The organism is Pigmentiphaga litoralis (assembly GCF_013408655.1).
GTDB lineage: Bacteria > Pseudomonadota > Gammaproteobacteria > Burkholderiales > Burkholderiaceae_B > Pigmentiphaga > Pigmentiphaga litoralis_A.
Genome location: NZ_JACCBP010000001.1, coordinates 3,388,558 through 3,413,795 on the forward strand (window position 1 = coordinate 3,388,558; position 25,238 = coordinate 3,413,795).

Below are 25,238 nucleotides of genomic sequence, written 5' to 3' on the forward strand. Positions count from 1 at the left end.
TTATCGGCCCTGGTTACCGCGCCACGGTGACCGAGTTAGGCGGGATCTGGTAGCTCCAGGTCTCGCTCAGCACCTTGTCGCCCTGCGCCAAGGCCGCACGCAATTCGACGGCCTGCGAAGGATCGTTCACCTTCACGCGCAGGTTGATGCGATAGCCGCGAATGACCGGATTGCGTTCCAGCGACTGGTGCAGGATCTCGGCATTGCCGCTGTAGCTGACCACGGGCCGAACCGCGGCGTCCGCGGGCAGATTGGCCAGCGACGCGCCTTCGAAGTCCACCAGCAGGCCCACGCTGCCATCCAGGTGGCGGATCAGGTTGGCCTGCGTGATCTCGCCCGCCGTGCGCAGGGTCTGCTTCACATACGCAATGTCCTTGTCGATCAGCGCCGGCTCGTTCATGGTCCAGTGCATGCGGTAGTCGTACTGCATGGGCTGGCCCTTGGCGGGCTTGGCGTCGGGCGTCCAGAAGGCCACGATGTTGTCGTTCGTTTCGTCGGGTGTCGGGATCTCGACCAATTCGACCTGGCCCTTGCCCCAATCGCCTTGCGGCTCGATCCATGCGCTCGGGCGCAGGTCGTAGCGGTCTTTCAGGTCTTCGTAGCGCGAAAATTCGCGGCCACGCTGCAGCAGGCCAAAGCCCTTGGGCTGGTTGACGCGAAAGGTGCTGACGGCCAGGTCGCGCGGATTGTTCAGCGGGCGCCACAGCCATTCGCCGTCGCCGGTATGAATCGCCAGGCCATTGGAATCATGCAGGGCCGGACGGTAGTTCTGCGTGCTGTCGGTGCGCTGATTCGGCCCGAACAGGAACATGCTGGTCAGCGGCGCAATGCCGATCTTGTTGACGTTGCTGCGCGAGAACACGCGCGACTGCACATCAAGCACGGCATCGTCACCCGGGCGCAGCGTGAACCGGTAGGCGCCGGTGGCGCGCTGCGAGTCCATCAAGGCATAGATCACCAGCTGGCGATCCTGCGGCTTGGGTCGCTCGATCCAGAATTCACGAAAGGCCGGGAATTCTTCGCCGCTGGTCAGCGCCGTGTCCATCGCCAGCCCCCGCGCCGACAGGCCGTACACCTGGCCCTTGCCGATCACCCGGAAATAGCTGGCCCCCAAGACGCTCATGATCTCGTCCTGCTTGTCTTTCTGGTTGATGGGGTACAGCACGCGAAAGCCCGCATAGCCCAGTCTGGCCGTCTGGTCCTTGTCGAAATGCAGGTCGCCAAAATGGAAGCGTTCGGGGTCGTAGCGGATTTCCTGCACGCCCTGCGGCGTGATCTCGCTGATGCGCACCGGGGTGTTGAAGTGCATGCCCTGGTGATAGAAGCTGAGCTTGAACGGGGTATCCAGGTCTTTCCACTCCACCTTGTCGGCGCGCGGCTGGATCTTCATGTAGTCGGCAAACTGCATGCGGCTGAACACCGGCGGCAGGTTGCTGGCCGGCGCGGCGTACGGTTTGTCCACCAGCGCCTTGGCTTTGGCAGTCACGTCGTCCAGCGAGAAGGCATGGGCCTGTGCGGCGCCCAGCAACAGGCCAAGACATGAAAGGCTTATCGACGTCAGTACTGAAGGACGACGCACGGAAGCGCTGATGGCAGAAAAGACCACGGAAATCTCCAGAAATTTGCGATGGAACGCGGACAGCCGACCGTCCGCCACCCGCAAAGTATCACGATGCCGCGCCGTTGCCGCGGGTAAACCATAGCAGATGGGGCCGCGCCGGCGCGGTTCCGCAGGTCAGGACGCGCTCGCCAGATGGCGCATCTACAATAGGGCCCGTCCGGTTGCCGCCAAGACGAAACAGGCGGCCGGTTCACTCGACGCGTCGCCCGCCCGACCGCCTGCGGGGTCGCTGCCGCGTCACCGCATCAACGTGCCACCCGAGATTGCCGTCCCATGAAAATGTTGTGTTCGCTGGCCGTCGTCGCCAGCCTGATCAGCCTTCCCGCCCTGGCCGCCACGCCTGCCGCGCAGCTCGATAACAAGCCGGCCTTCATTGCCGGCCTCATCAAGAAGATGACGCTGGAAGAAAAGATCGGCCAGTTGCGCCTGATCAGCATCGGCACGGAAATGCCCCAGCCGCGCATCCTTCAGGAAATCGCGGCCGGCCGCATCGGCGGCACGTTCAATACCGTCACCCCCAGCGAAAACCGGCCGCTGCAAGACGCCGCGGTCAAGCACAGCCGCCTGGGCATCCCGATCTTTTTTGCCTACGACATCGTGCACGGCCATCGCACGGTGTTTCCCATCAGCCTGGCGCAGGCGTCGAGCTGGGACATGGACGCCATTGCCCTGGGCGCGCGCACGTCGGCCATCGAAGCGTCCGCCGACGGCATCGACATGACCTTTGCGCCCATGGTGGATATCTCGCGTGATCCGCGCTGGGGCCGGACATCGGAAGGCTTTGGCGAAGATCCGCATCTGGTGTCGGAAATCGCCAAGGTGACAGTGCGGGGCTTTCAGGGCACGTCGGCCGCGAATCGCGACAGCCTGATGGCCAGCGTGAAGCACTTCGCGCTGTATGGCGCGGTGGAAGGCGGCCGAGACTACAACACGGTCGACATGAGCCCGATGCGCATGTACCAGGATTACCTGCCCCCCTATCGCGCCGCGATCGATGCCGGCGCGGGCGGCGTGATGGTGGCGCTGAACTCCATCAACGGCGTGCCGGCCACGTCCAACACGTGGCTGATGCACGACCTGCTGCGCAAGGACTGGGGCTTCAAGGGCGTGACGGTCAGTGACCACGGCGCGATTACCGAACTCGTGCGCCACGGCGTTGCGCAAGACAACCGGGAAGCGGCCCGCCTGGCCATCAAGGCCGGCATCGACATGAGCATGCACGACGCCCTGTACCTGCAGGAACTGCCCGGGCTGATCAAGTCCGGCGCCGTGTCGATCCGCGAGATCGACAATGCCGTGCGCGAAGTGCTGGGCGCGAAATACGACATGGGCCTGTTCCACGATCCGTACCGCCGTATCGGCGTGGCGGCGAACGATCCGGCCGACGTCAATGCCGAAAGCCGGCTGCACCGCGCCGCGGCACGCCAGGTGGCGCGTGCGTCCATGGTGCTGCTGGAAAACCGCAACCAGACCCTGCCGCTGAAAAAGAGCGGCACGATTGCGCTGGTCGGCCCGCTGGCCGACTCGCAGCTGGACATCCTGGGCAGCTGGTCGGCAGCCGGGGTCGCCAGGCAGGCGATCACGCTGCGCCAGGGCCTGCGCGATGTGGCCGGCGACAAGGTGCGCGTGATCTACGCGCGCGGCGCCAACATCACCAACGATGAACGCATCGTCGAATACCTGAACTACCTGGATACCGACAATCCCGAAATCATCCAGGACAAGCGCTCGCCCGCCGACATGATCGCCGAAGCCGTCAAGGTGGCCGAAGAAGCCGATGTGATCGTGGCGGCCGTGGGCGAATCGCGCGGCATGTCGCACGAATCGTCCAGCCGGACGCGCCTGGACATTCCCGCCAGCCAGCGCGCGCTGCTGGAAGCGCTCAAGGCCACGGGCAAGCCGCTGGTGCTGGTGCTGATGAACGGCCGCCCGCTTGAACTGACCTGGGAACAGGCCCATGCCGATGCCGTGCTCGAAACCTGGTTCAGCGGCACCGAAGGCGGCCATGCCATTGCCGACGTGCTGTTCGGCGACTACAACCCGTCGGGCAAGCTGCCGGTGTCGTTCCCGCGGTCGGTGGGGCAGATTCCCACGTACTACAACCGCCTGCGCGTGGGCCGGCCATTCGTGGAAGGCAAGCCGGGCAACTACACCTCCCAGTACTTTGAAGAAAAGAACGGGCCGCTCTACCCCTTCGGCTATGGCCTGAGCTACACCGACTTTGACGTGTCGCCCATCACGCTGTCGGCCCCGGCCATGGCCCGCAAGGGCAAGCTGGACGCGTCCGTCACAGTCCGCAATACGGGCGCGCGCGATGGCGAGACGGTGCTTCAGCTATACATCCACGACGAGGCCGCATCCGTGGTGCGCCCGGAAAAGGAGCTGAAGGATTTCCGGAAGGTGGCGCTGAAGGCCGGCGAAAGCCGCACGGTCAGATTCACCCTGGACGAAGACGACCTGAAGTTCTTCAATGCCCGCCTGCAGCACGTGGCCGAAGCCGGCCAGTTCGCGGTGCAGATCGGCCTGGATTCGGAAAATGTGCAGCAGGCGGTCTTCGAGCTTCGATAGCGCGCGCCGACCCGTGCTGCCAAAAGACGTTACCAAATGGCGTGACAGCGCGGTGAGGACTCACGCTACTATTTGCGGATGAGCACCGGTCGCGGCGCCCGTCCCGCGTGCGCCGATTCGATCCGCCACCGCGTTGACCCCAGGCGACCCGCGCGGCGGCGCGCTCCCCACTCGTTCCAGACCAAAGGTTTCCATGAAGCATCGGACCTGCAGCACGCCCAGCCGCGGCTGCCCTTCCCTTGACGCTGTATTGCCCATGCCCGCAACGCCGGCGCGCATGACGTTTGAGGAATGACGACGTGGTGAACCGTTTGAAGCGCCTGAAAAGCAACGTTCCCGGCCTTGACGACATCCTGTGCGGCGGATTCGTCGAAGGGGCGTCGTACATCCTGCGCGGCCGCCCCGGCGCAGGCAAGACCATCCTGGCCAACCAGGTCGCCTTCTCGCAAGCCCGGGAAGGCAACAGCGTCATGTACGTGACGCTGCTGGCCGAATCTCACGAACGCCTGTTCGAGGCGCTGTCGACGCTGGACTTCTACGACGCCCAGCACGTCGGCAGCAACATGACCTATGTCAGCCTGTTTCAGACCCTGCGGTCCGAAGGACTCGACGCCGTCGTGACCATGCTGCGCAAGGAAATGGCGCGCCGCAATCCGACCATGCTGGTGGTGGACGGCCTGCTGACCGCCCGCGACGCCGCCGACGACTCGCTCGACGTCAAGACCTTCGTGGCCGAATTGCAGGCCAACGCCGCCTTTTCGCGCTGCACGATCCTGCTGCTGACCAGCGCCCAGCCCGGCGACGCCAGCCCCGAACACACTATGGTCGATGGCGTGATCGAACTGCACGAAGACTATGTCGGCGCCCGCACCTCGCGCCGCCTGCAGGTCACCAAATCCCGTGGCAGCGGCGCGCTGGCGGGCCTGCATCAGTACACCATCACGCAAACCGGCATGTCCGTCTTTCCGCGTCTGGAAGCCCTGCTGGCCCACCCGTCCATGCTCGACGCGGCCCCGCCCGAACGGCTGGCCAGCGGCGTCGACGGGCTGGACGACCTGATCGGCGGCGGCATTCCCGCCGCCTCGGTCACGCTCGCCATGGGGCCCTCGGGCACCGGCAAGACCACGTTGGGCCTGTCGTTCCTCAAGCTCGCCACGCCCGAACAGCCCGCCGTCATGCTGGGCTTTTCCGAATCGCCCCAGCGCCTGCTGCGCAAGGCCACGGCGATCGGCATCGACCTGGAATCGCTGGTCGCCTCGGGCGCGGTCACCCTGCTCTGGCGCCCGCTGACCGAGAGTCTGGCCGACAAGCTTGCCTATGAACTGCTCGATGCCGTGGCGGCCGTCAATGCCTGCCGGGTCGTCGTGGACGGCTACAGCGCGCTGGAACGCACCATTCTCGACAAGACGCGCATCGTCGAATTTTTTTCGGCGCTGGGCAATGAACTGAAGGGCCGCGGCGTCACGCTGCTGGCAACGTGGGAAACGCGCAATCTGTTTGGCCTGAGCGCGGAAAGCCCCACGCCCGAAATCTCCGGCATCGTGGACAACCTGTTGCTGCTGCAGCAGCATCCGGCCGGCGCCGACCTGCGCCGTGTCGTAGGCATTCTCAAGATCCGCGACGGCGTCTATCCGTCGTCGATGTACGAAATTGCCGTCGGTCAGGGCGGATTGCACGTACGGGGCAAGTTCGACGTCTCCAACCCCTCTGTGGACGAGCTGCGCGCGCCTGCTCCCCGGGTCGAGTAGGGCGGAGCCGGTACGCTATGACCAAGATCGTGGTAGTCGATGACGAGAGCCTGCTTGTAGACGTCCTTGCCTTTGCCCTGGAGGACGAAGGCTACGAGGTTGCGCTCGCTTATCACGGCAAGATGGCGCTGGAACTGATTCTGGCCGCACCGCCTGCGCTGGTCATCACTGACTTCATGATGCCGCTCATGACCGGCCTGGAGCTTGCGCAGGACCTGAAGGCGCGTCCGGAATACCAGGACCTGCCGATCATCCTGGTCAGCGGCGCCCAGGGCGCTCTGGCCCGCCGCCACCCCGAACTCTTCGCCAAGGTGTTCGACAAGCCGTATTCGCTGCCGGACCTGCTGGAGCAGGTGCTGAAGCTGGCCGGGCCGGCCTAGCCGGGAAGGCGCGGCTTTTTACCCGCGATAGCGCTGCATTTACGCCGTCGTGGTCACGCAGTAACGGTCGATCAGGCCCATGGTGTCCAGCGCCGGTTTGGGCGGGCTGACCAGATAGCCCTGGATGTCCCAGCACCCTTCTGCCTGCAGCACCTTGAGCTGTTCGGCGGTCTCCACGCCTTCCGCCAGCACCGACATGCCAAGCGACTTTCCAAGGCTGATCACGGCGCGCACGATCGACACCGAATCCTGTTCCGCCAGGCGTTGAATAAACGACTGATCGATCTTGATCTTGTCGAACGGAAATTTCTGCAGATAGCTCAGCGACGAATAACCCGTGCCGAAATCGTCCATCGAAATACTCACGCCCAACTTGCGCAGCTGATGCAGCGTGGCCAACACCGATGCGTTGTCCTGCAACAAAAGCGATTCCGTGATTTCCAGCTCCAGTCGATCAGGCGCCAGACCGGATGTTTTCAGCGCACTCGCCACGTCCGCGACCAGGTCGTGATTGCGGAACTGGATGGATGAAAGATTCACGGCAATCTTCACCGCTTCGGGCCAGCCGGCGGCCTCCGCGCAGGCCTGGTGCAGCACCCAGCGTCCAATGTTCTTGATCAGCCCCAGTTCTTCGGCCACAGGAATGAATTCCAGCGGCGACACGATCCCGCGCTGGGGGTGATTCCATCGCAGCAAGGCTTCAAAGCCTGAGATCTCATGGTGCGCCGTGTTGACCAGGGGCTGATAGAACAGCTCGAGTTCGCCGCGATCCAAGGCCACCCGCAAGGCGACTTCCAGGTTGCGCCGCGCCTGATGCAAGGCATCCATTTCGGCCTCGAAGAACCGGTAGGTGCCGCGTCCTTCGGATTTCGCGCGATAGAGCGCCAGGTCAGCGCTTTTCAGAAACAGCTCGCCGGCCACGGCGCCTTGCGCGTCCGCCACGTCTTCGATGGTCGCAATACCCACGCTGGCGCCGATCTGGATCAGCTGCGAGTCAATGTCGAAGGGCTTGTTCAGGGCCTCGACAATGCGGCTGGCCAGGGCCCGCGTGTCGGCCATCTGCGGCACCTCTTTCTGGATCACGGCGAATTCATCACCGCCCAGTCGCGCAACCAGGTCGGTGTCCTGCGTGCAGTCTCGCAGGCGGTCGGCAACCACCTGCAGCAGCGCATCCCCCATCGGGTGGCCCAACGAATCGTTCACGTTCTTGAACCCGTCCAGATCCAGGCTCAGCACGGCCAGCCCCTTTTCGCGCGGCTGCTGGCGCAGGGTCTGCTCCATGTGTTCGCGGAAAAGCACGCGGTTCGGCAAGCCGGTCAGCGCATCGTGGCGCGCCATGTGCGCCAATTTGGTCTCGATCTTGTGGCGCTCGGTAATGTCTTCGTACGTCGCGACCCACCCCCCGGTCGCGATTTCCTGACGCGAGACGGCAATGACCCGCCCGTCCGACAGATCATGAGACTGCGCGGTGACCGGACTGCGGCTGAGCAGGGGCTTCAGTTCCGGATCCGTGGTGATGTCGTCCGCCAGCAGGCCAAGCTCGGGGACACCGAACATGTCGGCAAAGCGACGGTTGAACACGATAAGACGATGCGATTCGTCGAACAGACACAGGCCTTGCGTCATGTTGTTCAGCGCGGCTTCGAATCGGTCGTTCTGCACCGCGATTTCCCCCGCGTGCGCCGTCATCTGCTGCGCCATCAAGCCGTTGATTCTTGCCACGTTCGCGGCAATGCTCGATTGCATCGCCGCCAGTGACGACAACAGCTTGCCCGCCTCGCCTCCGCTGCGGGTGTCGATGTGATTATCGAGTTGACCGCTGGCGATGGACGTCGCGATGCGCACCGCATTTCGGACGGCAGGAACGATGGAACGGCTCAGCAGATACGTGATACCCAGGGCCACCAACACCGACAGGCCGATGGCGATCCAGGTCTGCCTTGCGGATTCCGCAATCAGTTTCCCGACACTTCGCCGGTAGCGGAAACCGTCACCGGCATAGATCTCCACCAGGGTGTCGAACTCGTTCTGTATCTCGTCCAGATCGGCAAGGGACAGGTTGGCCGCCAACGCGGGATCCGACAGCCGCTGCACACGCTGACGCAGGCTGGCGGCGGCGTCCTTGGCCGCGGGCGACATGGCCCTGTCCCCGGCCACCTCAAGATCGGCCAGCACTTCGTTGATCGCCGGCGCCAGCGACGGAACGTCGCGCGGAATCGACACCGACGCGCTTCCGGTGGCGGCTTCCAGGGCCTGCTGCATGAAGGACGTCTTGACGGCGATCAGGCCATTTTGCGACGCACGCAAATAGTTGACGGCCAGGAACGTCTCGTCATAGATCTGTGTGGCGATCGACCCCAGCTCGCGTTGGGACCGCTGCATGAAGCTGCCAAGCAGAAGCGTGATCAGCGTCAGGCTCAGGCATCCCACCAGGATTTTCAAACGGATCGACATAATAGGTACGCTCGGCGCCGTCAGGCGCGATAGCCTCGTTCAACGCTTTGCAGCAGCGGGTTTGCTCACGCTGACGTGCAAAAGCATTCTGGGATGGATGCCGCAGCGAACGTCGAACTCGCCGGGGTTGGGAAACTTCACGTCGACGATATCGCCCGGCGCCTGTTCATCGGAATCGAACTTCATGCCTGGCGACGACGCGTAGATCTGATGCAGGAATTCGTCTTCGTTCGTGAAACGCAGGGTGTCGCCGGCCACGATGCTCACTTTGTCTTTGGCGAACTGGCGGTTTTTCTGGGCGATCGTCAGGGTCTGCGCAGCGGTGGCTGAACCAATCAGCACCAGGGCAGCCAGGATCCCCCCAAGCTGTTTTCGGGACATGCGTTTGAACATTATTTATCCTTCTCGTCGGCGTGGGTCCCGACGCGACGCTCGAATGACACGCGATAGGCCCGGGTCCGGGCCACCAGCATCGGATCCGCCGACGGCGCAATGCCCCCGACCAGATTCAACGGCGTGAACAGCAATGCGCGCTGCCGGGCGGCGTCATCGGTCACGGTCCGGTTCAGCGTCAAGGTCCCGGCGTTGATCACGGTCCTGTCGTCCGGCCAGACCATCGTCCCGTCGTTGACCGGATCGGAAGGCCGCGCAAGCTGGATCAGCAGCCGGAACCGGGCAGGCTCCTGCCTGACGCGTTGCCGCAATTCCTGGGCAAGGTAGTCGCGGGATTTGCCGGCCACGTCGGTGGGTCCCAAGTACGCTGCGCCAGCGATCGGCTCAAGCCGGTAGCGGCCGTAGTGGCTGACCCCCGCGTCGTTGGTAAACCGGAACGCGTTGACGCCGTAGTAGAACTCCCGGGCATAACTTTGCGGCGACCGGTTGGGTGCGGCCGCAAAGGTTTGCGCTGCGGGGTGTGTTGCCAGGAACCGGTCGATGCGGCTGGCATCCTGGGATCCCAGGACACGCAAAAATTCCAGGAAGTCTTCTGGCGTTGCGGCAGGAAACCCGTTGTACGAATGCGCGACGATGTCGGTGTCGCCGCCATCCGGCAGCACAAACTTGATCGACATCCCGCGGGGATTGCTTGCCGCGTCGCCATCGACATTGGCGGGCAGCCCTGAAAAATTCGAAAACCGCACGACCACCGGAATCGCCGGCCCATGAAAGTGGACCGCCCGGGACAGCAGCGCCGCCTGTTCGGTGGGCACGAAAGTCCCTTCCGCCAGAATGCCTTTGGTATGCACCGCACGCGCCCCCGCATGGGGCCCCTGGAACAGGCGGTCAAAGGCATCCACCGTCTGGGCCGCAACGGCCGAGGTGGCCCCCTTCTGGGTAGCGGGAACGGAAACGGGGCCGGGAACGGGTTCAGTGGCGCCGGCGCCGGTGGCGATCGACAGGCCAAGCAGGAACGCGGCAACACCTGGGCTGCCAGCGATGACGTCGGATACGTGGGAGCGCATGGATCGCTTCTTCGACTACCGTGATCCACTGGAGCCATCGGTACGTCGATAGTCGCTATCGAGAGATGCTCGGGGTGGAGAGATTGTTGTTCTTCAGGGGGGGTTAGACAGTCGCCCTGACTTCTTACTCTCTTTACGGCGTGGGGCGGCTGAAGCTGAGCCCGGGCAGGTAACCGGTTGTGTGACGGCGCACGGCAGGACGCCAGACGAACAAAAGGCCAGTCTGCTGACTGGCCTTCTGGGGTACTGCGTACATTCGAGTGGTGCCGGCTATAGGAGTCGAACCCATGACCTTCGCATTACAAGTGCGCTGCTCTACCAACTGAGCTAAGCCGGCAACAAGGTCAGCATTATAGCCACGAAAATGCGGACCCCTGGACGAGCAGGCCTATTTAATTACCGTCAGGCGAGGACGACCCTTGTCGGGGCTCGGCGGCGACGGCGGATCCGTGTCGTCGTCGCTGCCTGAACCCGATGTGTCGTCGTCAGGCGCCGGCACGGCCGCCAGGGCCGGGCGTGGACCCGTGTCGGCCGCGGTCTCGCCATCCGCCGCATTGGACGTGCTGTCGTCATCCACGGCGCCGGCCAGGCCGACCGGACGCTTGGCGGCGGGCGGCGTGGCTTCGAAGGCCATGCCATGGCCGGTTTCGCGCGCGTAGATCGCGGTGACGGCGTCAACCGGCACCGAAATCTGGCGTGCGACGCCGCCGAAGCGCGCCTGGAATTCGATGTACTCGTTGCCGAGGTCGAGCTTGCTGGTCGCGAGGCGGCCGACGTTCAGCACGATCTCGCCATCCTTGACGTGCTCTCGCGGCACGGTGACGCGTTCGTCGACCGTGACCGCGAGGAACGGGGTGTAGCCGTTATCGGTACACCACTCGTGCAGCGCGCGGATGAGATAAGGCTTGGTGGAGGTTTCGCTCATACGTGTCTGCCAGCTATCAGGACGTGCCGAATCAACGGCGCATCACCTTCTCGGACGGCGTCAGCGCTTCGATGTAGGCCGGGCGCGAGAAAATGCGCTCGGCATACTTCTGCAGCGGGGCCGCATTCTTCGGGAGTTCGATGCCGTAGTGATCCAGGCGCCAGAGCAGCGGCGCGATCGCCACGTCGAGCATCGAGAATTCGTCGCCCAGCATGAACTTGTTCTTCAGGAACATGGGCGCCAGTTGCGCCAGACGATCGCGGATCTGCAGGCGGGCCTGGTCCAGCGCCTTTTCGTCGCTCTTGGATTCACGCGATTCAAGCGTGGTCACGTGCACGAACAGTTCCTTTTCGAAATTGAACAGGAACAGGCGTGCGCGGGCGCGCATGACGGGGTCGGCAGGCATCAGCTGCGGATGCGGAAAACGCTCGTCGATGTACTCGTTGATGATGTTGGATTCGTACAGCACCAGGTCGCGTTCGACCAGGATCGGCACCTGGCCATACGGATTCATCACAGAGATGTCTTCAGGCTTGTTGTAGAGATCGACGTCGCGGATCTCGAAATCCATGCCTTTTTCGAACAGCACAAAGCGGCAGCGCTGGGAAAACGGACACGTGGTTCCGGAGTAAAGCACCATCATGGCAGGGTCCCCGTGAGATGTTAAAGATAGAAGCGTGAAAGGCCAGCGACCGCATTGCGGACGCTGGCCCCGGAAATGTAGCCTGAAAAGCTACTTGATGTCTTTCCAGTACACCGAGTTCAGTCGCCAGGCGATGATCGTGAACACGGCAAGGAAGAGCAGAACCCAGACGCCAAGGCGGGTGCGCTGCTGGGCGGCGGGCTCGGACATCCAGGTCATGAAGGCGACCAGGTCGGCCACCTGATTGTCGAAGACCGCGGCCTGGGCCGGATTCTTCGGGACGATACGGCTGACCGAACTTTCGTGCCCATGATAATTCGGGACGGGCTCCCGAGTCACGGTCGGCACGCCATTCTCGTCATGGACGGTGGTGATGCGTTCCCAGCCGTGCTCGCCTTCGGCGGCGTGCATGGCGACGGTCGTGACGGTGTGCGGACCCTGTTCCTGCCACAGCACGTGGGGCATGGCGACGCTGGGGAACACCAGGTTGTTCCAGCCGGTGGCCTGGGCCTGGTCACGGTAGAAGGTACGCAGGTAGGTATAGATATAGTCCGAACCGCTGGGGCCGGCGTTGACCGACTTGGCGCGGGCGATCACCGACAGGTCGGGCGGCGCGGCGCCGAACCAGGTCTTGGCGTCTTTCGGCGTCATGGCCACCGTCATCAGGTCGCCGACCTTTTCGCCGGTGAACAGCAGGTTCTTGCTGATCTGTTCATCGGTCAGGCCGATGTCGCGCAGGCGGTTATACCGCATGGACGACGCCGAATGACAGTTCAGACAGTTGTTCACGAACAGCTTCGCGCCGTTCTGCAAGGCCGACAGGTCGTTGCTGCGGAAGGGCGCGGTATCCAGTGGGAACCCGCCTTCAGCGGCATAGGCCCCCGAGCAGGTCAGCATCAGGATCAGGGCACCGAGGAGCTTCTTCATCTTGATATCCGTAATGGCATGCCGGTCCGGGGCGTTGGCGCCCGGACCCGGTCGAAATCTTCAGTGGGCGGCAAACGTCACGCGGTCAGGCACCGGCTTGAACGTACCCAGGCGGCTCCAGATCGGCATGAGCAGGAAGAACGCCAGGTAGATCAGGGTCCCGATCTGCGACATGAGGTTGAAGACGTCGTTCGGCGCTTGCGTGCCGAGGTAGCCCAGGATCAGGAAGTTGATCATGAACACGGCGTACAGCGCCTTGTGCCAGCCCGGACGGTAGCGGATCGACCGCACCGGCGAGTGGTCCAGCCACGGCAGGAAGAACAGGATCACGACCGCGCCACCCATCATCACCACGCCAAAGAACTTGGCGTCGAAGACCTGCAGCAGGACAGCCAGGACCAGCAGCACCACCGTCACGGCCAACTTCAGCTTGAAGTTGAAGCGGCCCTTGACGAAGATCGCGGCGGCGGCCAGCACGGCCAGGACCGTCAGCACCATCGCGAAGTCGGACGTGACGGCGCGCAGCATCGAGTAGAACGGCGTGAAGTACCAGACCGGGGCGATGTGCGGCGGCGTCTTGAGCGCGTCAGCCGGGATGAAGTTGTTGTACTCAAGGAAGTAGCCACCCATTTCCGGGGCGAAGAACACGATCGCGCTGAAGATCATCAGGAAGATCGACACGCCGAACAGGTCATGCACCGAGTAGTAAGGGTGGAACGGGATGCCGTCGAGCGGAATGCCGTTTTCGTCCTTGTGCTTCTTGATGTCGATGCCGTCGGGGTTGTTCGAACCCACTTCGTGCAGCGCGATGATGTGCGCCACGACCAGGCCCAGCAGCACCAGCGGCACGGCAATGACGTGGAACGAGAAGAAGCGGTTCAGGGTGGCGTCCGACACGACGTAGTCGCCGCGGATCAGCAGGGCAAGGTCAGGGCCGACGAACGGAATGGCGGCGAACAGGTTCACGATCACCTGGGCGCCCCAATACGACATCTGGCCCCAGGGCAGCAGGTAGCCCATGAAGGCCTCGGCCATCAGACAGAGGAAGATCGCCACGCCGAATACCCAGACCAGTTCGCGCGGCTTGCGGTACGAGCCGTAGAACAGGCCGCGCAGCATGTGCAGGTACACCACGACAAAGAACATGGATGCGCCGGTGGAATGCATGTAGCGGACGAGCCAGCCCCACGGCACTTCGCGCATGATGTATTCGACCGACTGGAACGCGCGTTCCGCATCGGGCTTGTAGTGCATGACCAGGAAGATCCCGGTCACGATCTGGATCACCAGGACCAGCAGCGCCAGCGAACCGAAGAAATACCAGAAGTTGAAGTTCTTCGGTGCGTAGTACTCGGACAGGTGCGCTTTCCAGGTCGAGGTGAGCGGAAAGCGGGCGTCGACCCAACCTACGATGCCTGTTGTTTCGACATTCTTCTCGCCAGCCATGACGTGCTGCTCCTTTTGCTCGGCGGTTTACCGGATCCCTGGTGCGCACCTGGCGCAGCCGGGAGGATCCGGCATTCACTAACGTGTGTGTACTGTTTCAGTAACGCGGGTGACCCCGCGCCATATCGAACAACCCGAGGAACAGCGTCAGGCCTTGGTCTTGGCGTCGACACCCACGATGATGCGGGAATCGGACAGGAACTCGTAGGGGGGAATCGTCAGGTTGTCTGGCGACGGCTTGTTCTTGTATACCCGGCCGGCCATGTCGAACGTGGAACCGTGGCAGGGGCACAGGAAGCCGCCGTGCCAGTCGGCGGGCAGGCTGGGCTGCGGGCCTTCGGCAAAACGGGTGGAGGGCGAGCAACCCAGGTGCGGGCAGATGCCGACCGCGACCAAAAATTCCGGCTTGATGGACCGGTATTCGTTGCGCGCGTATTCGGGCGTGATTTCGGCCGGATTGCGTTCGGACTTGGGGTCGGCCACGAGCGGGTCGGTCGCCTTGAGCGACGCCAGCTGTTCCGGCGTGCGGCGCACGATCCAGACGGGCTTGCCGCGCCATTCCACCGTGCGCATTTCGCCCGGCTTCAAGTCGCCAACGTCGACTTCGACGGGTGCGCCGGCGGCCTTGGCGCGCTCGGACGGCGCGAAGGTGCTGACGAAGGGGACGGCAACACCGACTGCAGCGGCGCCACCGACGGCACAGGTGGTGCCAACCCAGAAGCGGCGTTCGGCATCCATCACATTGTCCTGACTCATTGAACGACCCTCAGATCCTTAACGCGCGGTATCTACCGCCCGCAGTACTAGATTCGTGCATTCCTGCACGCCCAGGCTGGGACACTGTCCGGTATTTCTGTCTCCGGCGTCAGTCACCCGCATGCGCGCGTGTCATGCGCTGTTGTGCTTTTCATTGCGGTGGTGCTAATGCTGTGTTCTTGACTGCGTGTTGTGTAGCGACTTTTTTTAGCGCTGCTTTCTATCTGCTGCTTTCTATCTGCTGCTTTTATCTATTCTGTCTCGTGCCCGTGCAGGGACTTCTTAACCTTCGATTATACCGTAATGCCCGCAGTGTTCTACAGCTTATGGCGAAAGTTCCCCAGATGTGGAGGAAACGGTAGCGCATTGTGTAAAAGGCAGTTGATACTTGGCCCGACAGCAGGTCAAGACAGCACGTTCACAACGGTGGGAAGGGGCAACTATGAGCATCATGAAGGAATTCCGCGCATTCGCCATGCGCGGCAATGTGGTCGATCTGGCGGTTGGCGTGATCATTGGCGCGGCGTTCAGCAAGATCGTCGATTCGCTGGTGAAGGACATCATCATGCCGCTGGTCAACCTGATCCTGGGCGGATCGGTGGACTTCAGCAACAAGTTCCTGGTGCTCCGATTGCCGGCCGACTACAGCGGGCCGATGAATTACGACGCACTGACCAAGGCCGGCGCAACCGTGCTGGGCTGGGGCAACTTCGTCACCATCCTGATCAACTTCATTCTGCTGGCGTTCGTGATCTTCTGGATGATCAAGCTGATGAATCGCGCCAAGGCCCGCTTCGAGCGTGAAGAACCCGCCGCGGCGCCCGCTGCCACCCCGGAAGACGTGGTGCTGCTGCGTGAAATCCGCGATGCGCTGACGCGCCAGCGGCTGGGCTGAGCATCCTGGCCGCCCGCCACGGCGGGCGGCGGCCCCGGACTTTGGTCCGGGGTCCCTTCCCTGCCCTTACACCGGGTTGTTGATGTCGACAAAGTCCACACGCACCCCGAACCGTTCTGCAATCGCCTCACCCAGGGCCTGGACGCCATATCGTTCCGTGGCGTGATGCCCCGCGGCCAGGAAACCTACGCGCGTTTCGCGCGCCAGGTGCACGGTGGGTTCCGACACCTCTCCGGTGATGTAGGCATCGGCGCCTGCGTCGATCGCATCCTGCAGCATGCCCTGCGCCGCGCCGGTGCACCACGCGATGCGGGACACCGGCTGATTCGGGTCGCCGACCACCAGGGGCGGGCGTTGCAGGCGCTGGGCCACGCGGTCGGCCAGGGCACCCAGGGTCCGGATGCCGTCGGCCTGTCCCAGCCAGATCAGGCCGTCGCTGCCCGTCTGTTCCGGCTTGCCGTTGACCAGGTTGGGCGTGATGCCCAGTACGCGCGCCAGCTGGGCGTTATTGCCCAGCACCGGATGGGCGTCCAGGGGCAGGTGATAGGCCAGCAGATTCAGGTCATGGCCCAGGGTCAGCGCCAGCCGCGTCCGGCGGATGCCCCGCACCCGCGGGTCTTCGTTTTTCCAGAACCAGCCGTGATGGACCAGCAGCGTATCGGCCCCGACCGAAATCGCATGACGAATAATTGCCTCGGAAGCCGTCACCCCGGCGATAATATGGCGGATCACTGGGCGTCCTTCAACCTGGAGCCCGTTCGGACAGTAGTCGCGGAACCGGTCCGACTGCAGCTCGGCGGCCAGCCATGACACCAGATCTTCGGTGCGCGCGCTGCCGGTTTGCGTTTGCGGTGGTTCGCCTGCCATCATTGTCAATCTCCTACGTCCAGAAGTGTTTACATGCGCCGACTATGGCTGATATTCGCCCAGACCACGACTGTCTGTCTGGCCATTTTATTCATCGTGGCGACATTGCGTCCGGAATGGCTGCCGCGCAGCGGCGGGCCCAACGGCGCCATGGTGGTCCCGTTCTTCGAAGCAGCGCCCCCGGCCACCGCGCCTGCTGCGGCCGCAACCTCGTCGTATGCGCTGGCGACCCGCAAGGCGGCGCCTGCCGTCGTCAACATCTTCACCAGCAAAGACGCGCCGCAGTCCAACAGCCATCCTTTTGCCGATGACCCGGTGTTTCGCCGCTTCTTTGGCGATGAATTCAATCCGCGCCGGCAGCAGACGTCCAGCCTGGGCTCGGGCGTGATCGTCAGCCCCGAAGGCTACGTCCTGACCAACAACCACGTGATCGAAGCGGCCGACGAAATCGAAGTGGCCCTGGCCGACGGCCGCAAGGGCAAGGCCATGCTGGTCGGCGCCGATCCAGAAACAGACCTGGCCGTGCTGAAACTGACGCTGCCCACCCTGCCCGCCGTGACCTTCGGCCGGGCCGAAGACCTGTCGGTGGGCGACGTGGTGCTGGCGATCGGCAACCCGTTCGGGGTTGGCCAGACGACCACCATGGGCATCGTGTCGGCGCTGGGCCGGACGCACCTGGGCATCAACACCTTCGAAAACTTCATCCAGACCGACGCGGCCATCAACCCGGGCAATTCGGGCGGCGCGCTGATCGACGCCAGCGGCAACCTGGTCGGGATCAATACGGCCATTTATTCGCGGTCGGGCGGCTCGCTGGGGATCGGCTTTGCCATTCCGGTCAGCACGGCCCGGCAGGTCATGGAACAGCTGATCACGTCCGGTTCCGTCACGCGCGGCTATATCGGCGTCGAACCGCAGGACCTGACGAGCGAACTGGCCGATGCATTCAAGCTGTCGCGCCGCGAAGGCGTGATCATTGCGGGCGTCGTGCGCGGCGGTCCGGCGGCCAAGGCCGGCATCCGCACCGGGGATATCGTGGTGTCGGTGGACGACAAGGGCATCACGGACACCACGACCATGCTGAACGCGATTGCCGCGCTGGCGCCGGGCACGAAGGTCAAGATCAAGCTGGTGCGGGGCGGGCAGGAATTTGATTCCGTGGTGACGGTGGCCACGCGGCCGCAACCACGGCGGGAACCGCAGACGCCGTGATGGAATGAGCCGCGGGATCGCAAGGCCTGTTCCCTCCCCGATTCGTCCGCAGCAACAAAAACGCCAGCGCTGGAAACAGCCTGGCGTTTTTTATTGGTGGCATACGAAGTACGTAATCGACGGCGAGTGCTTGCCCCTTAGTGCTTGCCCAAGCCCAGATAGCTTTCGACCACACGCGGGTCGTCGGCCAGTTCGCGCGCGGGGCCGGACAGCACCACCTTGCCGGTCTCCAGCACGTACGCGTAGTCGGCCGTCTGCAAGGCCGCGCGGGCGTTCTGCTCGACCAGCAGGATCGCCACGCCGCGGGCCTTCAGTTCGTTGATGATGTGGAAGATCTCTTTCACGATCTTTGGCGCCAGCCCCAGCGACGGCTCATCCAGCAGCAGCAACCGTGGCTTGGCCATCAGCGCGCGGCCCAGCGCCAGCATCTGGCGCTCGCCGCCCGACAGGGTGCCGGCCAGTTGCTTGCGGCGGTCTTTCAGGCGGGGGAACAGCGTGAAGACCTCTTCCATCGACGCAGCCTGATCGCGCTCGCCGCGGCGGTAGCGCGAAAACGCCCCCAGCAGCAGGTTGTCTTCCACCGTCATTTCACCGAACAGCTCGCGCTTTTCCGGGACAAGATTCAGACCCAGGGCCACCATTTTTTCGATCTCGGGCTGCGGCTGCACCACGCCATCGATCGTGACCGTGCCGCGCGAGGGCAGCAGGCCCATGATGGCGGACAGCATGGTCGTCTTGCCGGCGCCGTTCGGCCCGATCACGGTCACGATGCTGCCGGCGGGCACGACCAGATCGGCGCCGTGCAAGGCTTCGACCTTGCCGTAGGACACATGCAGGTCGGATACGGCAAGCAAAGCGGGCGCGGAGGTGGCCGCCGCGCCGTCCCGCACGCCTGACGTGGGTGATGGTGTCGTTGCGGTCATTCCACGCCTCCCAGATAGGCTTCGAGCACGCGGGGGTCCTTCTGCACCTGTTCCGGCAACCCTTCGGCGATCTTCTCGCCAAACTCCATCACCACGATCCGATCGGCCAGGCCCATCACGAAATCCATGTCATGTTCGACCAGCAGGATGGCCATGCCCTCGGCCCGCAGCGTCGCCAGCGTCTCGGACAAGGCCTTCTTTTCCAGGTAGCGCAGGCCGGCGGCCGGCTCGTCCAGCAGCAGCAGGCAGGGATCGGCACACAGCGCGCGGGCGATCTCCAGCATGCGTTGCTGGCCCAGGGGCAGCGAACCGGCAGCCACCCACAGCTGGTCACCCAGGCCCACCCGGGCAGCCTGGCGGGCGGCTTCAGCCAGCAGCCGCGCTTCTTCTTTCCGGTCCAGCTTGAACGCACCGGTGAACAGGCCGTGGACAATGCCGCGGCGTTCGCGCAGGTGGGCACCGATCGCAATGTTCTCGATCACGCTCATTTGCGGCAACAGGCGCACATGCTGGAAGGTCCGGCCCAGCCCCTGCGCGGCAATGTGGCGCGCGCTGCGGCCGGTCACGGCGTCGCCGCGAAAGCGCACCACGCCCGACGTGGGATCGTCCACGCCCGACAACAGGTTGAACATGGTGCTTTTGCCCGCGCCGTTGGGGCCGATCAACGCCAGCACTTCACCGGCGCGCACCGAAAAACTGATGTCGTTGTTGGCAACCAGGCCGCCAAAACGTTTGGTCAGGTGTTCGGCAGCCAGCACCTCTTCACCCCGCTGCGGCATGGCGCGGCGTTCCAGGGGCGCAACCGCCGTGTCGATGGCGCGACTGGGCGGCGCAAAGGGCAGCACCTTGCGGGTCAGTTGGGCCAACAGCGGCCACAGACCGTCGCGCGCCCGTTGCAGCAACACGACCAGCAGCACGCCGAACACGATGGTTTCGAAGCTGCCCGACGCCCCCAGCAAGGACGGCAGCACGTTCTGCAGCCATTGTTTGAGCAGCGTGACCACCCCGGCGCCCAGCAAGGCGCCCCAGACCTGCGACGCACCGCCGATCACCGCCATGAACAGGTATTCGATGCCGATGCCCAGGCCAAACGGCGTCGGGTTCACGAAGCGCTGCATGTGGGCGTAGAGCCAGCCCGACAGCGCGGCCAGCAGCGCCGCGATCACAAAGATGGCGATCCGCGAACGGGCCGTGTCCACGCCCATCGATTCGGCCATCACCATGCCGCCCTTGAGCGCACGAATCGCCCGGCCTTCCCGCGAGTCAAGCAGGTTGCTGATCAGCAGCATGGCCACGCCCAGCACGATCCAGATCAGCCAGAACAGGTCGCGTCCGCCGACCAGTTGCGTGCCGAACAAGGTGATCGGCGGCAAGCCCGACAGACCGGTGTGGCCACCCAGAAAATCGAATGTGCCGAACAGGAAGTACAGGCTCAGGCCCCAGGCGATGGTGCCCAGGGGCAGATAGTGGCCCGACAGCCGCAGTGAAATGCCGCCCAGGATCCAGGCGAACGCGCCGGTGATCAGCAAGCCCAGCAGCAGCCCGGCCCAGGGCGACCCGCCTGTCCATGCCAGCCAGGTGGGCAAGGTCGCGGTCGTCAGCCAGGCCGTGGCGTACGCACCCAGGCCGACAAAGGCGGCCTGGCCAAACGATGTCAGGCCCCCGACGCCGGTCAGCAGAACCAGTCCCAGGGAGACCAGCGCGGCCAGTCCGATGTAATTCAGAAGCGTGACGGTGAATTCGGACAGGCCGAACACCGCGCCCAGCAGCGCCAGCACGCCCGCGGCCACGAGCCAGGAAGGACGCACCCGCATCATTCTTCCTCCACGTGACGCGACGACAGCGACCGCCACACCAGCACCGGGATGATCAGGGTAAAGACGATCACTTCCTTGTAGGCGCTGGCGCTGAACGACGAGAACGCTTCCAGCAGGCCCACCAGCAGCGCGCCCGCCGCAGCGATCGGGTAACTGGCCAGCCCGGCAATGATGGCCGCGACAAAGCCCTTCAGACCGATCAGGAAGCCGGTGTCGTAATAGATGGTCGTGATGGGAGCGATCAAAATGCCCGAGAACACGCCGATCAGCGCGCACAGCGTGAAGCTGAGCTTGCCGGCCAGGCTGGTCGGGATGCCCATCAGGCGCGCGCCCACGCGGTTGACGGCGGTGGCGCGCAGCGCCTTGCCGTACAGCGTGCGTTCGAACAGCAAGGACAGCAGCACGATCAGGGCGAGCGAGCAGCCCACCACCCACAGCGTTTGCGCGCTGATCGGCACACCGGCCAGCTCGAAACTGCCTTCGGAAAACGGCGGGGTGCGCGAACCTTCGGCGCCAAAGAACAGCAGGCCCAGGCCCACCAGCGCCATGTGCACGGCCACCGATACGATCAGCAGCACCAGCACCGAGCTTTCGGCGACCGGCTGGAAGGCCAGGCGCCAGATCATTGGGCCGAGCGGGACGACCATCACGAAGGTAAACAGGATCTGGACGATCAGCGGCAGTTCGGCAAACGAGACATACCGTGCAATGGCCAGCACGACCAGCGGATACACCACGTTCCAGCCGAGCACCGAGGGCACGCGCCGCCAGGACCGGGCGCGAAACGCCGTCCACAGTTCGACCACGGCGACCACGGCGCCCGCGCCCACCAGCAGCCAGACGGTGCCGGGCAACTTGCCGGCTTGCAACGCGGCCAGGCTGAGGGCGCCCCAGGCGACGAATTCGCCCTGGGGAATGAAGATCACGCGGGTGACCGTAAAGGCCAGGACGAGCGCCAGGCCCAACAGCGCGTAGATCGCGCCATTGGTGATGCCGTCCTGCACCAGGAAAAGAACTATCTGGAGGTCCATCTTGACTCCGGAAGGGCCGGAGCCTTCGCCCACCCTCCGCCTGGATTTACTTGATCAGCTTCCAACCGCCGTTCTCGATCGTCACCATCACGCGTGACCGGTTGTCGAGGCCCACGTGGTCCGTGGCGGTCGGGTTGAAGATGCCGTGTGCGCCGGCCACGTTCTTGACCTGCTCGAGCGCATCGCGCAGCGCGGTGCGGAACTCGGGCGTGCCCGGCTTGGCTTTTTTCAGGGCTTCCGGCACGGCGGCTTCGATCAGCTTGCCGGCGTCCCAGGCGTGACCGCCGAAGGTGGACACGGAACCCTTGCCAAAGGCAGCTTCGTACTTCTGCACGTATTCGGTGGCGGACGCCTTGACCGGGTTGCTGTCGGGCAACTGGTTCCAGACGAGCACGGGGCCGGCCGGCAGGAAGGTGCCGGCGATGTCCTTGCCGCCCACCCGCAGGAAGTCGTTGTTGGCGACGCCGTGGGTCTGGTAGTACTTGCCGGCGTAGCCGCGTTCCTTCAGCGTTTTCTGGGGCAGCGCGGCGGGGGTGCCGGCGGCGCCGATCAGGACGGCGTCGGGCTTGCTCGCCATCATCTTGAGGACCTGGCCCGTGACCGACGTATCGGTACGGTTGAAGCGCTCGTTAGTGACAGCCTTGATGCCGGCCGCCGTGGCGGCCTTGTTGAATTCGGAATACCAGCCTTCGCCGTACGCGTCTGCAAAGCCGATGAACGCCACCGTCTTCACGTTGTTCGCCTTCATGTGCTCGACAATCGCGCCGGCCATCTGCGCGTCGTTCTGGGGCGTCTTGAAGGCCCAGCGCTTCTTGCCGTCCAGCGGCTCGACGATCACGGCCGATGCGGCCATCGAGATCAGGGGCGTGCCGGTCTCGGCGGCCACGTCGATCATCGCCAGCGAATTCGGCGTGACGGTGGAGCCGACCAGGATGTCGACCTTGTCTTCGGTGGTGAGCTTGCGTGCGTTCTTGACGGCCGTGGTGGTGTCGGTCGCATCGTCCAGGACGATGTAGTTGACCTTCTGCCCTGCAATGGTCTTGGGCATCAAGGTGAACGTGTTCTTTTCCGGGATGCCCAGCGAAGCGGCGGGACCGGTGGCCGATACGTTCACGCCGACAGTGATGTCGGCGTGCGCGGCAAACGCCGTCGTGGCGAGCGCCAGGGCGACGGCCAGTTTGTTCAACACGTGCATGCAAGTCTCCAACAAGTTGCGAATCGCCCGGGCATCACCCGGGCCGATTTCAATTTTTTTCTACGATCGCCCGTTCTTCGGTTTCTTTTTTCTTGATGAACCGAGAAACGAGCAGCCCCAATTCGAACAGAACGCACAGCGGCACGGCAAGCATGAACTGGCTGACCACGTCGGGCGGCGTCACCACGGCGGCGATCACGAACGCGCCCACGACCACATAGCCCCGCGCGGCGGCGAGTTTCTCAACCGTGACCACGCCGGTCTTGACCAGCAGGATCACGGCGATTGGCACTTCGAAGGTGATGCCGAAGGCCAGGAACATCGTCATCACGAAGTTCAGGTAGGCCTCGATATCCGGCGCCGGCGTGATCGATTGCGGCGCGAAGGTCGCAATGAAATGGAACACCGTCTTGAACACGAAGAAGTAGCAGAACGACATGCCCATGATGAACAGCAACGTGCTGGACACAATCAGCGGCAGCGCCAGCTTCTTTTCGTGCATGTAGAGGCCAGGGGCCACAAAGGCCCAGGCCTGGTACAGCACGACGGGCAAGGCCACCACGAACGCGGCCAGCATGGTCACCTTGACGGGCACCATGAAGGGCGTGATCACGCCGGTGGCGATCATGCGCGTGCCCGGCGGCAAGGTGGCCAGCATCGGCTGGGCCAGGAGGTCATAGATCGTGGATGCGCCGGGATACAGGAACAGCACGATGAACACCACGCCAACCGCCAGCAGGGCGCGGATCAGGCGGTCACGCAGTTCGACCAGGTGGGAAATGAAACTGTCTTCTGTGCTCACGCTTTTTCCCGATCGCGCGCGGCAGGCGCCGCAGCTGGGTGGGTTTCGGCGGCCTGGCTGGCGTCAGCCACAGGCACGGCGGCAGGCGGCACGGCGTCGGCCGGGGCGGGCACGGCGGCGGGCGGCAGGACGTCCGACGGGAACAGCGACGCTTGCGGAATGGGTTCGCCAGGCGTCGCCGGGGCGGCATCGGCATGCAGCGTGACGATGGGGTCCGGCGTGACCTGGGGCGCACCGGGCGGCAGATCGCGCGGGGTGATGGCGGGATTGGGCACCGCGGCCACCGCGTCAGGCGCATGGGGTGCGTGGGGCGCATGCGCCGCATGCGGAGCGCCCGTGGCGCCTTCCGGCAGGAACACCGCATCGCCGCCATGGACCGCCGCATCGGCTGCGTCGGCCGCCGCGGTGGCGGTCGAGGCGCTGTGCGCGGCGTCGTCCGCCAGGCTTTTTACCTCGCGGGTGGTGTGATCCAGTTCCTTGCGCATTTCTTCGACGTTGGTGTCGACGGTCGACTTGATGGTGCGCGCCGCCTCTTCCATTTCGCTGCGCAGGTTGCGCAGTTCGTCGAGTTCCATTTCGCGCCGGATGTCACCCTTGACATCGCTGACGTAACGCTGGGCCCGGCCCAGCAGATGGCCGACTGTGCGGGCCACCTTGGGCAGACGTTCGGGACCGATGACCACTAGCGCCACGACGGCGATCACTAGCATCTCGGTAAAGCTGACATCGAACATTCAGCACGCACCGTTGCAGATAAGTAAAAAACAAGACGCCCCAAGCCGGACGGGTCCGGCTGGGGCCAACCACGATGCCGGCCCGGAGGGCCGCGCCGCTATCAGATGCGTTCTTTTTCCTTGGCTTGCACGTCGATCGTGTCGCCAGGAACGCGCTTCGGATCGGCCGTCGTGTGCGTGGTGGTGGGGCCAGCGGCTTCGCCGCCTTCACGCATGCCGTCCTTGAAGCCCTTGACCGCGCCGCCAAGGTCGCCGCCCATGTTCTTGAGTTTCTTGGTGCCGAAAATCAGCACGACGATAACCAGCACGATCAGCCAGTGCCAAATGCTAAAGCTTCCCATTGCAATACTCCGCGCCGCGAGGCGGTAATTCGTCCAGTCACCCGAAGCGCCGATTGGCCTCCGGTACTCAATTCCGGTCAGTCCCCCGGGGTCAGTCCCCCGGGGTCAGTCCCCTGGGGTCAGTCCCCTGGGGTTAATCCCTTTCCCAGGGCCGGGGACCACCAATCACATGATAGTGGAGGTGGGGGACTTCCTGGCCGCCGTCCGCGCCATTGTTGACCATGACGCGAAATCCGCCGTCCGGTCCGGGCCGGCAACCCTGTTCGAGCGCCAGCTGCGGAAGCAGGACCGTCATTCTACCCAACACCCCGGCGTCCTCTTGTGACACATCCTGCAGCGAGGTGATGTGTCGCTTGGGCACCACCAAAAAATGGACCGGCGCGATCGGATGAATGTCATGAAAAGCATATAGCTCGTCATCTTCATAGACCTTGCGCGACGGAATGTCGCCGCGGCTGATCTTGCAGAACAGGCAATTGTCGCTCATGACGGG

Annotated in this window: 23 protein-coding genes and 1 tRNA gene; 5 read left to right on the forward strand and 19 right to left on the reverse strand. The window is 64.0% G+C overall.

Translation table 11 applies throughout. From position 1 onward, the window contains the following. Positions 1 to 13 precede the first annotated feature (13 nt). Positions 14 to 1,606 (reverse strand): glucan biosynthesis protein G, encoded by a 1,593-nt coding sequence (locus HD883_RS15330; RefSeq protein ID WP_373563375.1) that lies wholly within the window; start codon positions 1,604 to 1,606, stop codon positions 14 to 16. 294 nt (positions 1,607 to 1,900) lie between these two features. On the opposite strand from HD883_RS15330, the gene bglX reads away from it, so the two are divergent. The 3 genes from bglX to HD883_RS15345 all read left to right on the forward strand — a co-directional run bounded on the left by bglX (position 1,901) and on the right by HD883_RS15345 (position 6,317). Beyond that, positions 1,901 to 4,189 carry a beta-glucosidase BglX gene (bglX, locus tag HD883_RS15335; protein WP_218863379.1) on the forward strand — a complete coding sequence of 763 codons (2,289 nt, stop codon included), beginning with the start codon at positions 1,901 to 1,903 and terminating at the stop codon, positions 4,187 to 4,189. Positions 4,190 to 4,488: 299 nt separating this feature from the next. Then, positions 4,489 to 5,937, forward strand: a complete 1,449-nt coding sequence (locus tag HD883_RS15340; RefSeq protein ID WP_373563376.1) for an RAD55 family ATPase — start codon at positions 4,489 to 4,491, stop codon at positions 5,935 to 5,937. 17 nt (positions 5,938 to 5,954) lie between these two features. Continuing rightward, positions 5,955 to 6,317 (forward strand): response regulator, encoded by a 363-nt coding sequence (locus tag HD883_RS15345; protein WP_179583913.1) that lies wholly within the window; start codon positions 5,955 to 5,957, stop codon positions 6,315 to 6,317. Between the two features lie 39 nt (positions 6,318 to 6,356). Here the strand turns inward: HD883_RS15345 and HD883_RS15350 are convergent, their stop codons facing one another. The 9 genes from HD883_RS15350 to petA form a co-directional block, all read right to left on the reverse strand. Beyond that, positions 6,357 to 8,771, reverse strand: coding sequence for a putative bifunctional diguanylate cyclase/phosphodiesterase (locus HD883_RS15350; protein ID WP_179583911.1), 2,415 nt, complete (start codon positions 8,769 to 8,771; stop codon positions 6,357 to 6,359). 39 nt (positions 8,772 to 8,810) lie between these two features. Beyond that, complete coding sequence (locus tag HD883_RS15355; protein WP_179583909.1) at positions 8,811 to 9,164, reverse strand: hypothetical protein; 354 nt, start codon at positions 9,162 to 9,164, stop codon at positions 8,811 to 8,813. After that, complete coding sequence (locus HD883_RS15360; RefSeq protein ID WP_179583907.1) at positions 9,164 to 10,231, reverse strand: catalase family peroxidase; 1,068 nt, start codon at positions 10,229 to 10,231, stop codon at positions 9,164 to 9,166. Before HD883_RS15360 ends, HD883_RS15355 begins: the two co-directional genes overlap by 1 nt. 261 nt (positions 10,232 to 10,492) lie before the next feature. Continuing rightward, positions 10,493 to 10,568, reverse strand: a tRNA-Thr gene (locus HD883_RS15365). 51 nt (positions 10,569 to 10,619) lie between these two features. Then, entirely contained in the window at positions 10,620 to 11,156 is a 537-nt protein-coding gene (locus HD883_RS15370; protein ID WP_179583905.1) for a ClpXP protease specificity-enhancing factor, read from the reverse strand. A gap of 31 nt (positions 11,157 to 11,187) precedes the next feature. Next, a complete protein-coding gene (locus tag HD883_RS15375) occupies positions 11,188 to 11,799 on the reverse strand; it encodes a glutathione S-transferase N-terminal domain-containing protein (protein ID WP_179583902.1) in 612 nt (203 codons plus the stop codon). A gap of 90 nt (positions 11,800 to 11,889) precedes the next feature. Then, complete coding sequence (locus HD883_RS15380; RefSeq protein WP_179583900.1) at positions 11,890 to 12,726, reverse strand: cytochrome c1; 837 nt, start codon at positions 12,724 to 12,726, stop codon at positions 11,890 to 11,892. A 60-nt stretch (positions 12,727 to 12,786) separates the two neighbouring features. Beyond that, positions 12,787 to 14,172, reverse strand: a complete 1,386-nt coding sequence (locus HD883_RS15385; RefSeq protein WP_179583898.1) for a cytochrome b — start codon at positions 14,170 to 14,172, stop codon at positions 12,787 to 12,789. 147 nt (positions 14,173 to 14,319) lie between these two features. Beyond that, the gene (gene petA / locus HD883_RS15390) at positions 14,320 to 14,928 is read right to left on the reverse strand and encodes a ubiquinol-cytochrome c reductase iron-sulfur subunit (protein WP_179583896.1); all 609 of its coding nucleotides are present in this window, start codon (positions 14,926 to 14,928) and stop codon (positions 14,320 to 14,322) included. Between the two features lie 442 nt (positions 14,929 to 15,370). Between petA and mscL the strand changes: the two genes are divergently transcribed. Beyond that, on the forward strand, positions 15,371 to 15,823 hold the full coding sequence (gene mscL / locus HD883_RS15395) for a large conductance mechanosensitive channel protein MscL (protein ID WP_179583894.1): 453 nt from the start codon (positions 15,371 to 15,373) through the stop codon (positions 15,821 to 15,823). A 66-nt stretch (positions 15,824 to 15,889) separates the two neighbouring features. Here mscL and HD883_RS15400 read toward each other — a convergent pair whose 3' ends face one another. Then, positions 15,890 to 16,693, reverse strand: coding sequence for a Nif3-like dinuclear metal center hexameric protein (locus HD883_RS15400; RefSeq protein WP_373563377.1), 804 nt, complete (start codon positions 16,691 to 16,693; stop codon positions 15,890 to 15,892). A gap of 30 nt (positions 16,694 to 16,723) precedes the next feature. On the opposite strand from HD883_RS15400, the gene HD883_RS15405 reads away from it, so the two are divergent. Further along, complete coding sequence (locus HD883_RS15405; protein WP_179583892.1) at positions 16,724 to 17,902, forward strand: trypsin-like peptidase domain-containing protein; 1,179 nt, start codon at positions 16,724 to 16,726, stop codon at positions 17,900 to 17,902. A 137-nt stretch (positions 17,903 to 18,039) separates the two neighbouring features. Here the strand turns inward: HD883_RS15405 and HD883_RS15410 are convergent, their stop codons facing one another. The 8 genes from HD883_RS15410 to HD883_RS15445 form a co-directional block, all read right to left on the reverse strand. Further along, entirely contained in the window at positions 18,040 to 18,825 is a 786-nt protein-coding gene (locus HD883_RS15410; protein ID WP_179583890.1) for an ABC transporter ATP-binding protein, read from the reverse strand. After that, positions 18,822 to 20,639, reverse strand: a complete 1,818-nt coding sequence (locus tag HD883_RS15415) for a branched-chain amino acid ABC transporter ATP-binding protein/permease (RefSeq protein ID WP_179588538.1) — start codon at positions 20,637 to 20,639, stop codon at positions 18,822 to 18,824. The genes HD883_RS15410 and HD883_RS15415 overlap by 4 nt, the downstream gene beginning before the upstream one ends. Next, positions 20,639 to 21,673, reverse strand: coding sequence for a branched-chain amino acid ABC transporter permease (locus tag HD883_RS15420; protein WP_179583888.1), 1,035 nt, complete (start codon positions 21,671 to 21,673; stop codon positions 20,639 to 20,641). Before HD883_RS15420 ends, HD883_RS15415 begins: the two co-directional genes overlap by 1 nt. Positions 21,674 to 21,719: 46 nt before the next feature. Next, positions 21,720 to 22,868 (reverse strand): ABC transporter substrate-binding protein, encoded by a 1,149-nt coding sequence (locus HD883_RS15425; RefSeq protein WP_179583886.1) that lies wholly within the window; start codon positions 22,866 to 22,868, stop codon positions 21,720 to 21,722. Positions 22,869 to 22,917: 49 nt separating this feature from the next. Continuing rightward, positions 22,918 to 23,670: a twin-arginine translocase subunit TatC gene (gene tatC, locus HD883_RS15430; protein WP_179583884.1), complete on the reverse strand. Its 753-nt coding sequence runs from the start codon at positions 23,668 to 23,670 to the stop codon at positions 22,918 to 22,920. Beyond that, a complete protein-coding gene (gene tatB, locus HD883_RS28025; RefSeq protein WP_179583882.1) occupies positions 23,667 to 24,404 on the reverse strand; it encodes a Sec-independent protein translocase protein TatB in 738 nt (245 codons plus the stop codon). The genes tatC and tatB overlap by 4 nt, the downstream gene beginning before the upstream one ends. A gap of 101 nt (positions 24,405 to 24,505) precedes the next feature. Continuing rightward, the gene (tatA, locus tag HD883_RS15440) at positions 24,506 to 24,745 is read right to left on the reverse strand and encodes a Sec-independent protein translocase subunit TatA (protein WP_179583880.1); all 240 of its coding nucleotides are present in this window, start codon (positions 24,743 to 24,745) and stop codon (positions 24,506 to 24,508) included. A 133-nt stretch (positions 24,746 to 24,878) separates the two neighbouring features. Beyond that, positions 24,879 to 25,232, reverse strand: a complete 354-nt coding sequence (locus HD883_RS15445) for a histidine triad nucleotide-binding protein (protein ID WP_179583878.1) — start codon at positions 25,230 to 25,232, stop codon at positions 24,879 to 24,881. Positions 25,233 to 25,238: the final 6 nt, after the last annotated feature.

Coding starts and splice junctions, on each gene's coding strand:
- bglX (WP_218863379.1), top strand. CDS start 1,901: ATGTTGTGTTCGCTGGCCGTCGTCGCCAGCCTGATCAGCCTTCCCGCC.
- HD883_RS15345 (WP_179583913.1), top strand. CDS start 5,955: ATGACCAAGATCGTGGTAGTCGATGACGAGAGCCTGCTTGTAGACGTC.
- HD883_RS15350 (WP_179583911.1), bottom strand. CDS start 8,771: ATGTCGATCCGTTTGAAAATCCTGGTGGGATGCCTGAGCCTGACGCTG.
- HD883_RS15355 (WP_179583909.1), bottom strand. CDS start 9,164: ATGTTCAAACGCATGTCCCGAAAACAGCTTGGGGGGATCCTGGCTGCC.
- HD883_RS15360 (WP_179583907.1), bottom strand. CDS start 10,231: ATGCGCTCCCACGTATCCGACGTCATCGCTGGCAGCCCAGGTGTTGCC.
- HD883_RS15370 (WP_179583905.1), bottom strand. CDS start 11,156: ATGAGCGAAACCTCCACCAAGCCTTATCTCATCCGCGCGCTGCACGAG.
- HD883_RS15375 (WP_179583902.1), bottom strand. CDS start 11,799: ATGATGGTGCTTTACTCCGGAACCACGTGTCCGTTTTCCCAGCGCTGC.
- HD883_RS15380 (WP_179583900.1), bottom strand. CDS start 12,726: ATGAAGAAGCTCCTCGGTGCCCTGATCCTGATGCTGACCTGCTCGGGG.
- HD883_RS15385 (WP_179583898.1), bottom strand. CDS start 14,172: ATGGCTGGCGAGAAGAATGTCGAAACAACAGGCATCGTAGGTTGGGTC.
- petA (WP_179583896.1), bottom strand. CDS start 14,928: ATGAGTCAGGACAATGTGATGGATGCCGAACGCCGCTTCTGGGTTGGC.
- mscL (WP_179583894.1), top strand. CDS start 15,371: ATGAGCATCATGAAGGAATTCCGCGCATTCGCCATGCGCGGCAATGTG.
- HD883_RS15400 (WP_373563377.1), bottom strand. CDS start 16,693: ATGATGGCAGGCGAACCACCGCAAACGCAAACCGGCAGCGCGCGCACC.
- HD883_RS15405 (WP_179583892.1), top strand. CDS start 16,724: ATGCGCCGACTATGGCTGATATTCGCCCAGACCACGACTGTCTGTCTG.
- HD883_RS15410 (WP_179583890.1), bottom strand. CDS start 18,825: ATGACCGCAACGACACCATCACCCACGTCAGGCGTGCGGGACGGCGCG.
- HD883_RS15415 (WP_179588538.1), bottom strand. CDS start 20,639: ATGCGGGTGCGTCCTTCCTGGCTCGTGGCCGCGGGCGTGCTGGCGCTG.
- HD883_RS15420 (WP_179583888.1), bottom strand. CDS start 21,673: ATGGACCTCCAGATAGTTCTTTTCCTGGTGCAGGACGGCATCACCAAT.
- HD883_RS15425 (WP_179583886.1), bottom strand. CDS start 22,868: ATGCACGTGTTGAACAAACTGGCCGTCGCCCTGGCGCTCGCCACGACG.
- tatB (WP_179583882.1), bottom strand. CDS start 24,404: ATGTTCGATGTCAGCTTTACCGAGATGCTAGTGATCGCCGTCGTGGCG.
- tatA (WP_179583880.1), bottom strand. CDS start 24,745: ATGGGAAGCTTTAGCATTTGGCACTGGCTGATCGTGCTGGTTATCGTC.
- HD883_RS15445 (WP_179583878.1), bottom strand. CDS start 25,232: ATGAGCGACAATTGCCTGTTCTGCAAGATCAGCCGCGGCGACATTCCG.